The organism is Halorussus salinisoli (assembly GCA_005239435.1).
Taxonomy (GTDB): domain Archaea; phylum Halobacteriota; class Halobacteria; order Halobacteriales; family Haladaptataceae; genus Halorussus; species Halorussus salinisoli.
The window spans coordinates 293,536-305,861 of sequence record SZNP01000001.1 but is presented as its reverse complement, the minus strand read 5'-3'; the positions used below and the strand labels follow the sequence as shown (position 1 = coordinate 305,861).

Annotated in this window: 12 protein-coding genes; 9 read left to right on the top strand and 3 right to left on the bottom strand. The window is 65.3% G+C overall.

From position 1 onward, the window contains the following. Positions 1-15: 15 nt before the first annotated feature. The gene (gene rnz, locus E2484_RS06085; RefSeq protein ID WP_137284336.1) at positions 16-942 is read right to left on the bottom strand and encodes a ribonuclease Z; all 927 of its coding nucleotides are present in this window, start codon (positions 940-942) and stop codon (positions 16-18) included. 215 nt (positions 943-1,157) lie between these two features. Between rnz and E2484_RS06080 the strand changes: the two genes are divergently transcribed. The 4 genes from E2484_RS06080 to E2484_RS06065 all read left to right on the top strand — a co-directional run bounded on the left by E2484_RS06080 (position 1,158) and on the right by E2484_RS06065 (position 5,656). Beyond that, positions 1,158-2,807 carry a DUF7282 domain-containing protein gene (locus E2484_RS06080; RefSeq protein WP_137284335.1) on the top strand — a complete coding sequence of 550 codons (1,650 nt, stop codon included), beginning with the start codon at positions 1,158-1,160 and terminating at the stop codon, positions 2,805-2,807. 151 nt (positions 2,808-2,958) lie between these two features. Then, positions 2,959-3,945: a DUF4382 domain-containing protein gene (locus tag E2484_RS06075; protein WP_137284334.1), complete on the top strand. Its 987-nt coding sequence runs from the start codon at positions 2,959-2,961 to the stop codon at positions 3,943-3,945. A gap of 186 nt (positions 3,946-4,131) precedes the next feature. Continuing rightward, positions 4,132-5,151, top strand: a complete 1,020-nt coding sequence (locus E2484_RS06070; RefSeq protein ID WP_137284333.1) for an AAA family ATPase — start codon at positions 4,132-4,134, stop codon at positions 5,149-5,151. A 67-nt stretch (positions 5,152-5,218) separates the two neighbouring features. Then, entirely contained in the window at positions 5,219-5,656 is a 438-nt protein-coding gene (locus E2484_RS06065) for an acyl-CoA thioesterase (RefSeq protein WP_137284332.1), read from the top strand. Positions 5,657-5,709: 53 nt separating this feature from the next. Here the strand turns inward: E2484_RS06065 and E2484_RS06060 are convergent, their stop codons facing one another. After that, positions 5,710-6,720 (bottom strand): methyltransferase domain-containing protein, encoded by a 1,011-nt coding sequence (locus tag E2484_RS06060; RefSeq protein ID WP_137285313.1) that lies wholly within the window; start codon positions 6,718-6,720, stop codon positions 5,710-5,712. 219 nt (positions 6,721-6,939) lie between these two features. Here E2484_RS06060 and E2484_RS06055 point away from each other — a divergent pair, with 219 nt between their 5' ends. The 3 genes from E2484_RS06055 (at position 6,940) to E2484_RS06045 (ending at position 8,411) form a co-directional block, all read left to right on the top strand. Further along, positions 6,940-7,500, top strand: coding sequence for a TATA-box-binding protein (locus E2484_RS06055; RefSeq protein WP_115797963.1), 561 nt, complete (start codon positions 6,940-6,942; stop codon positions 7,498-7,500). Positions 7,501-7,617: 117 nt separating this feature from the next. After that, entirely contained in the window at positions 7,618-7,962 is a 345-nt protein-coding gene (locus E2484_RS06050) for a DUF7473 family protein (RefSeq protein ID WP_137284331.1), read from the top strand. 35 nt (positions 7,963-7,997) lie between these two features. Next, positions 7,998-8,411, top strand: a complete 414-nt coding sequence (locus E2484_RS06045) for a VOC family protein (protein ID WP_137284330.1) — start codon at positions 7,998-8,000, stop codon at positions 8,409-8,411. 30 nt (positions 8,412-8,441) lie between these two features. Here the strand turns inward: E2484_RS06045 and hisG are convergent, their stop codons facing one another. Beyond that, positions 8,442-9,308: an ATP phosphoribosyltransferase gene (hisG, locus tag E2484_RS06040; protein WP_137284329.1), complete on the bottom strand. Its 867-nt coding sequence runs from the start codon at positions 9,306-9,308 to the stop codon at positions 8,442-8,444. 304 nt (positions 9,309-9,612) lie between these two features. Between hisG and E2484_RS06035 the strand changes: the two genes are divergently transcribed. After that, positions 9,613-10,887 carry a threonine synthase gene (locus E2484_RS06035; RefSeq protein WP_137284328.1) on the top strand — a complete coding sequence of 425 codons (1,275 nt, stop codon included), beginning with the start codon at positions 9,613-9,615 and terminating at the stop codon, positions 10,885-10,887. Positions 10,888-10,927: 40 nt separating this feature from the next. Then, a complete protein-coding gene (locus tag E2484_RS06030; RefSeq protein WP_137284327.1) occupies positions 10,928-12,226 on the top strand; it encodes an amidohydrolase in 1,299 nt (432 codons plus the stop codon). The last annotated feature ends 100 nt before the right edge of the window (positions 12,227-12,326 follow it).

Sequence of the window (12,326 nt, the reverse complement as noted above, 5' to 3'; positions counted from 1 at the left end):
GGGCCGAAAAGCGACCTACTCGTCGGGATACGGGATATCGAGGGTCTCGCCGTCGTCCGGGACGAACACCTCGCCGTCGAAGGTCTCGCGGGCCTCGTCAAGGTGGTCGGACACGTCCCCGGCGTAGCGCGAGGAGATGTGAGTCAACGCGAGGCGCGCGGCGTCGGCCCTGCTGGCGGTTTCTCCGGCCTGTCGCGCGGTCGAGTGCCCCGTGTCGGCGGCCCGGTCTTTCCGGTCGTCGGCGAAGGTGGCGTCGTGTATCAGGAGGTCGGCCCCCTCCGAGATTTCCGCGACTTTGGCGCTCGGGCGGGTGTCGCCCGTGTAGACGACCGTCCGGCCGGGACGGGGGTCGCCGACGACCTGTTCGGGGTCGATACTCGTGCCGTCGTCGAGTTCGACCGAGTCGCCCTCGTGGAGTTGGGAGAACTTCGGTCCCACGGGGACACCTAACTCCTCCGCCTTCTCGCGGTCGAACCGGCCCTTACGGTCGTCCTCGATTAGCGCGTAGCCCAGCGAGTTGGTGTCGTGGTCGGTCCGGAAGGTTCGGACCTCGTAGTCGTCGCGTCGGACCGCGGCCTCGTCGGGGCCGACGCCGTAGATGTGGACCGGGAACGAGGGCTGATTGGCGGCGGCGTGGACGAGCGCGTCGATGTCCTCCTCGGTTCCGGCGGGCGTGTAGATAGAGAGCGCCTCCTCGCGGTCGTTGAAGTCGAGCGTCTGAATCAGGCCCGGCAGTCCCAGTACGTGGTCGCCGTGGAGATGCGTGACGAAGATATCCGAGATGGTAAACCCGGTTTTGAAGCGCATCATCTGGCGCTGGGTGCCCTCGCCCGCGTCGAACAGCAACCGGTCTCCCTCCCGGTTGACCAGCACCGAACTCGGGTTTCGCTCTGTAGTCGGCACTGCCCCGCCGGTTCCGAGAAAGGTAACGCGCATCGACATCCTCATCGAAACGTGGCGGGCGCGCGGGAAAGCGCCTTCGAAATCCCGAGCGCAGTACGCCGAGTTTCGTGGGGAAACAACGGGTTACGACCAGAAACGACTTCCGAGAATCAGTGGATAGTCCCGGCCTAAACGGGCGTATCTGCCTGTTACGTTCGTGAACAGTCGCGTCTGTTTATTCGCGGTCTTGCCGTTCCCCGTGTTGGGGGTTACAAATGACACGTGACAGTAGGACACTTAGCGCCGTCTTCATGGCGGTGCTGTTGATTTTAGCGAGCGGTACAGCTGTATCACTCGCAGTAACGGGGGATTCAGCGACAGATACAGGAACGAACGCGGCGGCGATGCAGGAGACGACGACGGTTGAAGACGACGGTGCCGAAGAGACGACGAGAGAGGCAGACGAACCTGCCGACGGTGACCGGGCCAGCGTCACCATGGACGACCAGGAGACGGAGGGCGAACAGGTCGTCATCGAGTCGGTGACGATGCCCGAAGGCGGGTTCGTCGCCATCCACGACTCGTCCGTGAGCGAGGCTCCGATTTCGAGCGTCCTCGGGAACTCGGTGTATCTGGAAGCCGGGACGCACGAAGACGTGACCATCACGCTCGCCCGACCCATCGAGGAGAGCCAGACGTTGGTCGCCATGCCGCACTTGGACACCAACGACAACCAGGTGTACGACTTCGTCCTCTCGACCGGCGAACTCGACGGTCCGTACACGACGGACGGTGAAGTCGTCATCGACTCCGCGAACGTGACCGTCCCGGAGGAGACGACCACGACCACGACCGAAGAGGAGGAAGAGACCACGCCTGAAGAGGAAGTAACCACGGTGCCGGAAGAAGAGGAGACCACGCCCGAAGAAGAAGTGACCACAGTGCCGGAAGAGGAAGAGACCACGCCCGAAGAAGAAGTCACTACAGTGCCGGAAGAAGAGGAGACCACGGAAGTGGTCGAAGAACCTGCCGAACAACAGCAGTTCGTCTTCAAGATAGAGCAGATGCAGATAGACGAGTGGTCGTTCGTCGTCGGTGACGAGGAGACGCCCGACCGAACCGAGACGATCAGCAACATCAACGTTCAGGACCGGCGCGTCGAGATCAACCTGACCGAGGTGCTCCGGCAGAGCGCGGCCCAGCAGGACCTGGGCCAGATGACGACCGTGAGTCCCGAGGAGGCCGAGGAGCAACTCGAAGAGAACCTCTCGAAGGACATCCAGACCGTTCGGTTCGTCATCCGGAACGTCAACGTGGAGAACGTGACGCTCGTCGTCACGGCTCCGGAGGACGTCGACCTTCCGCAACCGCCGATGACGACGGTGGAGGAGCCGGAAGAAGAGACACCGACTGAAGAAGAAGAGACACCGACTGAAGAAGAAGAGACACCGACTGAAGAAGAAGAGACACCGACTGAAGAAGAAGAGACACCGACTGAAGAAGAAGAGACACCGACTGAAGAAGAAGAGACACCGACGCCCGAAGAGGCCGAACTCGACTCCTTCGAGGTCTCAGGGTTGGACGCGCCCGAGAGCGCGACGGCCGGTGACACCATCGAGGTGAGCGCCACTCTCTCCAACCCGAACGACCAAGAGGCGACTCAAGACGTGGCGTTCCGACTCGAAGGAACCGTCATCGACCGCCAGTCCGTCACGCTCGACGCGGAGGAACAGACGACCGTGACGTTCGAGATCGACACCGAGGGCGTGCCCGCGGGCCAGTACATCCACGGAGTGTACACCCGCAACTTCGGTGACCTCGCCATCATCGTCATCGAGGAACCAGACGCGGAGACGACCGCGGCGGAAGGAACCGAGACGCCCGCAGGTGACGAGACGACGGTCCAGACTACCACCGAGGCGTAACTCCGACCGCGAGGAGTCGAACCTCGAACCGAACACGTTTCTCGATTTTTTACGGTTCAAAACCGTTGAATCGCAAGACGGAAGCGAGTCCTAAACGGATACGAACGAGAGCGACCATTTATTAACTGCTTCTGAGTCCCAACGAATCGTCATGGGACGATACGCCGCTGTCTGCATCGTAGTCACGCTACTGCTCGCCGGATGTGTCGGCGGACAAGGAGGAACGACCACGTCGCCAGCGTCCGGCGACGTCGAAACGACGACGAGCGCGGAGACCACGACTGCCCAAGCGACCGCCAGCGCAGAGACGACCGCCTCGGGCGGAGAGGCGAGCGCACTGAACTTCTACGTGAGCGACGAGAAGAACGCGATGGACGACTTCGCGCACCTGAACGTCACCGTCTCGAAAGTCGGTCTCGAGGAGTCGGGCGGGAACTGGACGACTCACGCCGTGGACAACCGAACGTTGGACCTGACCGAACTCACGGGTGCGAACGCGACCCGACTCGGCACGTTCCCGGTCGAGAACGGGACCTACGAGACGGTCTTCGTCCACGTCAGCGAGGTGAACGGTACACTCACCGACGGCGAGCAGGTCCGCGTCAAACTCCCGAGCCAGAAACTCCAGATTCACCAGACGTTCTCGGTCGGCGCGAACGAGTCGGTCGACTATGTCTTCGACATCTCCGTGTTCGAGGCGGGCAAGAGCGGGAAGTACATCCTCAAGCCGGTCATCAGCGAGTCGGGGACCGACGAGGAAATCGAAGTCGTCGGCGAAGACGAACGCGAAACCGAGAGTGGCGAGCGCGAGGACGAGAAAGACGGGAACGAGAGGGACGAGGACGGCGACCAAGAAACGACCGACGCGGCCCTGAACGCGTCCTTCGTCGGGAACGTCACTCGCGGCGCAAACGCCACCGTCTCGGTGACCCGAAACGGAACGGCGGTGGCGAACGCGACGGTTTCGGTGAACGGGGAAGTCGTCGGTGAGACGGCCGCTGACGGGACGTTGACCGTCGCGGTTCCCGACCGACCGGAGCTCGAAGTCGAAATCGAGACCGAGAACGGGTCGGTGGAACTGGAGCGGGAACTACGGGACGGCGACGGAGAGGAGAACGACCAGGGAGACGGTAACTGAGCGCGTCCGACCGCGAAACGCTATCTAGAGCTATTGTTTTGCTCGTTTAAGACACAGATAGATAACTGAAGAACAGATATATATTGTTGAGGCCGTGACCGGTATCTCCGCGGACGGCCGACCGAACCGCGTGTTCCCCGAAACGGACCGACCGATTCTTACCCGCCGACTCCCTACTGTCCGGTAATGGACGCGCCGCTGTGGACCGAACGGTACGCGCCCGATCTGGCCGACCTCCCGCAGTCGGAGGTCCGCGAGTACCTCCAGAAGGCCGTGAACGACCCCATCAATCTCGTCCTCCACGGCCCGTCGGGAGCGGGCAAGACCGCGGCAGTGCGGGCGCTGGCCCGCGAAGCACACGAAGACCCCGACAACGACCTCGTGGAGATCAACGTCGCGGACTTCTTCGGAATGACGAAGAAGGAGATCGCCGACGACCCGCGCTTCTCGTCGTTCATCGACAGCAAGCGCAGGCGAAACTCCTCGAAGGCCGACCTCATCAACCACGTCCTCAAGGAGTCGGCTAGCTACTCGCCGGTCGCGGGCACCTACAAGACCGTGGTGCTGGACAACGCCGAGGCCATCCGCGAGGACTTCCAGCAGGCGCTCCGCCGCGTGATGGAGCGCCACCACGAGGCGACCCAGTTCATCATCACGACCCGCCAGCCGACGAAGCTCATCCCGCCCATCAAGTCCCGATGCTTCCCGGTGTCGGTCCGCGCGCCGACCGTCCCGGAAATCGTCGCGGTGCTGGAAGGCATCGTGGAAGCCGAGGGCGTCGAGTACGACGAGAAGGGACTGGAGTTCGTCGCCGGGTACGCGAACGGCGACCTCCGGGAGGCCATCCTCGGCGCGCAGACGACCGTCGAGAAGGAGGGCGAACTCACCCGGACCGCGGCCTTCGAGGTCCTCCGTGAAGTCGGAATCGAGGCCGAAATCGAGGAGATGCTGGACGACGCCGAGGCGGGCAACTTCTCGGACGCCCGCAAGACCCTCGACGACCTGCTCGTGGACGAGGGCTACAGCGGCGAGGAAGTACTGCAGGAGATTCTGGACGTGGCACACTCGGGCCGGTACTCCGGCGACGAGCTGGCCGAGCTGACCCGACTCGCGGGCGAAATCGACGTGGACCTCGCGGATGGGTCCAGCGACCGAGTTCACCTCGGCCACCTGCTCGCTGAACTCGGCGCGAAGGGCGAGGCGTAGCCAGCGCGCCGACCCCACTCCGTCGTCCGGACGAACTATTCTTCTGCGTTCCTCCCGAAGTCACGGTATGCCCACGCTCGCCGAGACGCACATCCGGAACCGCTATCGAGTCCAACCCAACGACGCCAACAACTACGAGACGCTCCACGGCGGCGAACTCATGAAGTGGATGGACGAACTCGGCGCGATGTCGGCCATGCGATTCGCGGGCGAGACCTGCGTCACCGCGGGCGTCGACGACCTCTCCTTTCACCGGCCGGTTCCGGTCGGCGACATCGCACTGATAGAGGCCTACGTCTACGCCGCGGGGAAGACCAGCGTCGAGGTGCATCTCCGGGCGTGGCGCGAGAACCCAAGAACCGGCGAGACAGAGCGCACCACGGGGTCGTCGTTCACCTTCGTCGCTATCGACGAGGAAGGAAATCCAGTCCAGGTCCCGGAGTTGACCGTCGAAACCGACGAAGAGCGCGAACTACGCGTTCTCGCGCGGGCGGCCGACTCGTAGTCGTCGCGGCCGCCCGCCCGAATCGAACTCGGTCGAGGCCGATCGAGTCGCGCTCAGTCGAAGATAGCCGAGTCGGCGTCCGCGTCGTCCAGCACCGTGACGTGGCGCACGAGCGAACGGTGAACCCGGCGCTCGAACTCGACCTCGACGGTCCAGCCGACCTCGCGGGCCTCGCTAGCCCACGAGCGGTCGCCCACGACCACGGCCCGGTCGGCGACTCGCCGGGCCTCCGCGAGCGCGCCCGACACGAGGTCGTCCAAGTCGAGGTTGGCGATTTTGGACTGCCTGCCGTAGGGCGCGTCGAACACCACGGCGTCGATGGAGTCGTCCGGGAAGGGCAGATGGGTCGCGTCGCCTTGCAGGGTGGCCCAGTCGCCCGTCGCTCGCTGCTCGGCGTCGAGGTAGTGGGCCAGATTCTCGGCCGCGCCGCGGGCCATCTTGCGCTGGGCGTCCGACCCGAGCGGCGTCGCGCCGACCAGTCCGGCCTCGATGAGGACGCCGCCGGTCCCGCACATTGGGTCCAGCAAGGTCGTGCCGGGTCGGGCACCCGCGAGATTGACCAGCGCGCGAGCGAGCAGGGGGTCCATCCCGCCTGGTTGGAAGAACGGCCGGTCGGTCGGCTTTCGCGTGCCGTAGTCGCGGACGCTCTCGATTTCGAGCCACCCGAGCAGACACGTGTCCTCCGAGAAGAGGACGCGAAGTTCGTGGTCGGGGTCGTCCAAGTCCACTGCGAACCCCCGGTCGACGAGGACCTGCCCGAGTTCGCGTTCGGCACGTTGGGTGTCGATTCCGGCGGTGTCGCGCACGTCGCGGGCGCGGACCGCCACGCTCCCTTCGCGGTCGATTCCGGCGACTTCCAACAGGACGCGCGCCGATTCGACGCTGGCGTCGGTCTCGCCGACGAACTCGCTGGCGCGGTGGGTGTACGCCAGATTTCGCACGCGGTCGCTGACGACGTTCGCAGTGGCCAAGCCGGGGGCGACGACTTCGACGCCGGTCGCGGCGCTCGCTGCCTCTTCGGCCGCGAATCGGTCGTCTTCCCCACCGAGTTCGAGCGCGTACACGGTGTATCGGACTCGGCCGTGGCTCTTGGGGGTTTCGTCTGCGAGTGGGATTCCTCCGAGGAGCCCCACTCTACGGGCCGCCCCGAGACCCCGGATTTCACCCCGCTAATAAGCGGAACCCCGTCGCTGGGGGCCAACGGACGCATAAAAACCCTCAGCGCACCTGTCAAGAGGGAGTACCAACCTTTATAAACCTTAAATACGACATTTAAGTCGCACATGACCGACCCAAAGGAGACCATCAACATTGAAAACGTGGTCGCCTCCACCGGAATCGGGCAGGAACTCGACCTGCAGAGCGTGGCGATGGACTTGGAAGGCGCCGACTACGACCCGGAGCAGTTCCCCGGTCTCGTCTACCGAACCCAGAATCCCAAGTCCGCCGCACTCATCTTCCGGTCGGGCAAAATCGTCTGTACCGGCGCGAAGAGCACGGCCGACGTACACGAGAGCCTCGAAATCGTCTTCGACAAGCTTCGAGAACTCCAGATCGACGTGAACGAGGACCCCGAAATCGTCGTCCAGAACATCGTCACCTCGGCGGACCTCGGGCGGAATCTCAACCTCAACGCCATCGCTATCGGTCTCGGACTCGAGAACATCGAGTACGAACCCGAGCAGTTCCCCGGTCTCGTCTACCGACTCGACGAACCCGAGGTCGTCGCGCTGCTGTTCGGTTCCGGGAAACTCGTCATCACGGGCGGCAAGAAGCCCGAGGACGCAGAGCAGGCGGTCGACAAAATCGTCTCCCGACTCGAAGAACTCGGTCTGCTGGAATAGCGCGGCCGAACGAACGGCGGCGGTCTTTCGTTTTTCGGACAGTCCGAGACCGACGCTCTGGTTCCCGCATCGCGCGAAACCGCTACTTCCTTGGCCCCGGCCTCCCGAGTGGCCCACATGGCGGTCCCCATCGTCGCGCTGGTCGGTACGTTCCTACTCACGGTGCTGTTCTACGGCGTCACGGCCCACATCGCCGCGCGATACGTCCTCGGCGACGTACCGATAGTTCGTGCGTTCGCGGTCGGCGTCGTCCCCGCGATAATCTCGTTCGCGCTACAGGCCTACGGCCCGGCAATCGTCATCCTCGTGAGCGCCAGCGCGGACTTCTTCACCATCCGAGCAGTGTATCGGCTGAAATACAAGACGGCGGGCGTGGTCACGCTGGCTCACTACACGGTGAGCGCGCTGCTCGGAATCACGATTTTCAATCTGGTTCGACTGCTCGGGACCGCGCCGACGTGAAAACCCTTTCACACCCCCGTCCGTCGGAACGACGCATGGGCTACGACCACGCCGACCCCGAACGCGCCGGTCGACTCCATCACGTCGAACTGTACGCGTCCGACCTCGACGCCTCGGTCGACTTCTGGGACTGGCTCCTGACCGAACTCGACTACGAACTAAAGAACGACTGGGACGGTGGTCGTTCGTGGATAAACGGCCCGACCTACGTCGTCCTCGGGCAGGCCGACGAGACCGACCACCCCTTCGACCGGCAGGCCGCTGGACTGAACCACCTCGCGTTCCACGCCGCTTCGCGCGAACAAGTGGACGAACTCACCGCTGGCGTCCGCGAGCGAGAGGACGCGAGCGTGCTGTTCGAGGACCAGCATCCCTTCGCTGGCGGGTACTACGCGCTCTACTGCGAGGACCCCGAAGGAATCAAGGTCGAAGTCGTCGGTCCCGAGTGACGAGTCACCCGTCGGCGGACCGGCCAGTCGCTACTCCACCAGTCGCTCGATTTCGGTCACCAGAATCCCGCTCGCGCCGACCGACTTCAACTCGTTGATGGTCTCGAACACGTCGCGCTCGTCCACGACGGCGTGGACCGCGACCATGCCGTCTTTCTCCCCGTCGTCTTTGCTCTCGACGTTCATCACGGTCGGGCCGCCGAGACCGGGGATCACGTCTCGAACCTCGTTCAAGCGGTCCTCGGGCGCGTTCATCATCAGATAGCGCTTGCCGTCGGCCGAGAGAACCGACTGGAGCGCCATCGCGGTTTGCTGGACCTTCTCGTCGTCGGCCACGTCGTCGCGTGCGAACAGGTGGACCGAACTCGAAAGCACTTCGTCCACGATGGCGAGGCGATTGACCTTCAGCGTGGTCCCCGTGCTGGTGATGTCGATGATGGCGTCGGCCATCTCGACGTGGGGCGTGAGTTCGGTCGCGCCGCTGACCTCCACGATATCGGTCTCGACGTCCTTCTCCGCGAAGTACTGCTCGGCGATGTGGGGGAACTCGGTGGCGACGGTCTTGCCCGCCACGTCCGCCACGGAGCGGATGTCGCCGTCCTCGGGAGCCGCGAGTACGAGTCGGCACTGACCGAACTCCAGGTCCAGCAGGTCCGAGACGTTCCCGGGGTCGGCCTCCCGCATCTGGTCGAGCCCCGTGATGCCCACGTCGGCCGCGCCGTCGCTGACGTATTCGGGAATGTCGGCGGCGCGAGCGAACAGCAGGGTCACGTCGGGGTCGACCGTGTCGGCGTACAGTTTCCGGTCTGCACCGTCTACGACGTGGAGACCGGCGTGTTCGAGCAGTTCCATCGCCGGGTCGTGAAGTCGGCCCTTGTTCGGGACGGCGATTCTCATGGATTGGTCGGTTTTGGCGTTCTTCGCGGAACTACCTTTCGTCCTTCCCCAACGCTCGCCGACTCTCGACGTTCGGTTCCTGGTCGGGCACTGCGACGGCCTCACACCGCGAGGTCGTACCGGCGGACGACCCGCGTCCGCCGGGCCATCGCGCCGACGGCGCGACGACGCCAGCGCATGCCGAATCTGAGTGGCGTTTTCCACCGGAAACGACGGCCCGGGCGAACAACCTTCGTTCCCCAACTTCCGACGTTCCTGGCCGTTTCCCGAACCACTATCTATCCACCGAGCCAACACTTCTGCCATGACCTACGTCTTCGAGTGTCTGTCGTGTGGCGCGACGACCGACCACGCCGAGCGTCCCGCGGGATGTCCCGATTGTGGCGGCCCGCTCGAAGTCGCTCACGAGGACCTCCCCGATGCCCTCCCGGACTCCGACCGGACCGACCTCTGGCGCTACGCCGACTGGCTTCCGACCGAGGGTCTCGACCTCGACTCCGCGGGCGCACCTCCGGCATCGATGGGCGAGGGGTGGACCCCGCTCGCCGACGCGCCGCACCTCGCTCAGGAGGCGGCCGCCGACTTCGACGCGGCGGGTCCCGACTGCTTGCTGAAGAACGAGACGACCAACCCGACGTGGTCGTGGAAGGACCGGCTCGCCTCGGTCGTGGTCCCCCACGCAGTCGCCGGAGCATCTGCGGGCCGACGGTCCGACGGTGCCGACCGCATCGCCACCGCCTCGACCGGCAACCACGCCAGCGCAGTCGCGGCCTACGCCTCGCGGGCCGGAATCGATCGCGTGGTCGCCTTCCTCTCGCCGTCGAGCGAACCGCCACACCACCGCCAGATTCGGGCGTACGGGGGCGAATCGATCCGCCTCACGGACTACGGCGAGCGCAAGCGACTCCTCGCCGAACTGGCCGACTGCGGGTGGTTCGCCGCCTACAACCTCGATGGCCGCTACACCGGCCAGCCGTACGTCTACGAGGGGTACAAGACCATCGCCTACGAACTCGTCGAGCAGATGGGGGAGTCCCCCGACGCCGTGGTCGTCCCGGTCGGCGCTGGCGACGGTCTCTACGGTATCTGGAAGGGGTTCCGGGAACTCGCGGCCCGCGGCGTCGTCGCCGAGACGCCTCGGATGTTGAGCGCCGAGAGCACAGAGCGCCACCCCCTCGCGGCCGCCTTCGAGGCCGACGCCGAGTCGGTCGGCCGGGACGAGGGTCCCGAACCCCTCAGCACCTCCACGATGGGGACGACTTCGGGCGACCACGCCCTGGCGGCAGTCCGGGCCTCCGGCGGGGCGGCTTACGCGGCCGACCGCGAGGCGGTCGAGGGGGCCATCCGGGCTGTGGGTCGGGACGGCGTCTTCCTCGAACCGGCCTCCGCGCTCGCGCCCGCCGTGGTCTCGCAGGCCTTCGCGGACGGCGTAGTCGGCGAGGACGACACCGTGGTCGCAGTGGGAACCGGCGCAGGGGTCGCGTGGCCCGGGAAGACGGCCGGGGCCGTGGGCGAGTCCCCGACCGTCGAGCCTTCGCTGGACGCGATTGGCGAGGAAGTTCCCTTCGGTCTGCGATGAAGTCGGAGGTTTCAGGCCCCCTCGGTGTGAACGACACCACATGACGAAACTGCGAATCGCGGGCGGGCAGGTCCTCCGTCCCGACGCGACCGTCGAGCGCGCCGACGTGCTGGTCGATTCCGAGTCCGGGGACATCGTCGCGGTCGGCGACCCCGAAGACATGCCCGAGGGCGACGAGACCCTGGACGCCGAAGACGGCCTGGTGATGCCGGGTCTGGTCAACGCCCACACCCACGTCGCCATGACGCTCCTGCGGGGCTACGCCGACGACAAGGAACTCGACGCGTGGCTACAGGAGGACGTCTGGCCGGTCGAAGCCGAGTTCACGCCCGAGGATGTGCGCGCCGGGACCGAACTCGGCCTGCTGGAGATGATTCGGTCGGGCACCACGGCGTTCGCCGACATGTACTTCCACGAGGGCGAGGTGGCCGAGGCGGTCGAAGACGCTGGTCTGCGCGCTCGTCTCGGCTACGGAATCGTCACGGTCGGGAAAGACGACGAGGGCGCACGCGAGGACTGCGAGCAGAGCCTCGCCACTGCCCGAGAACTCGACGGCGCGGCCGACGGTCGGGTGAAAACCGCGTTCATGCCCCACAGCCTCACGACGGTCGGTGAGGAGTACCTCCGAGAGTACGTCGGACAGGCCCGCGAGGAGGGGATTCCGATTCACTACCACGCCAACGAGACCGTAGACGAGGTGGACCCCATCGTCGAGGAGGAGGGAGAGCGACCGCTCGAATACGCCCGCGGCCTCGATATGACCGACGAGTCGGACTTCGTGGCTCACGGCGTCCACCTCGACGCGGCCGAAATCGACCTGCTGGCCGAGACCGGTACGAGCGTCATCCACTGCCCGGCGTCGAACATGAAACTCGCCAGCGGGATGGCCCCGGTTCAGAAACTCCTCGACGCGGGCGTGACGGTCGGTCTCGGCACCGACGGCGCGGCCTCGAACAACGACCTGGACGTGTTCGACGAGATGCGCGACGCCGCGATGGTCGGTAAACTGGCCGAGGGCGACGCCAGTGCGGTCCCGGCCGAGAGCGTCGTCCGGATGGCGACCGAGGGGAGTGCGCAGGCGCTCGGACTCGACAGCGGCCGCATCGAACCGGGCGCGAACGCCGACATCGCCGTGGTGAACCTCGACGCCGCCCATCTGACGCCGCACCACGACCTCGTGAGCCACCTCGTCTACGCGGCCCGCGGGTCGGACGTGCGCCACACCATCTGTGACGGCGCGGTCCTGATGCGCGACGGTGAGGTACTGACTCTCGACGCCAAGGCGGTTCGGGTACGCGCCGAGGAGCGCGCCGCGGCCGCCGTCGAGCGCGCCGAGTAACGCACTGTTTCCTCGTTTTCGGTGCTCGAAACGGGTCGTTGAACTGTCGGAGATAAACGATTAGAACTATTTTTAAACGGTCTACGTTCGTAACGCCGTT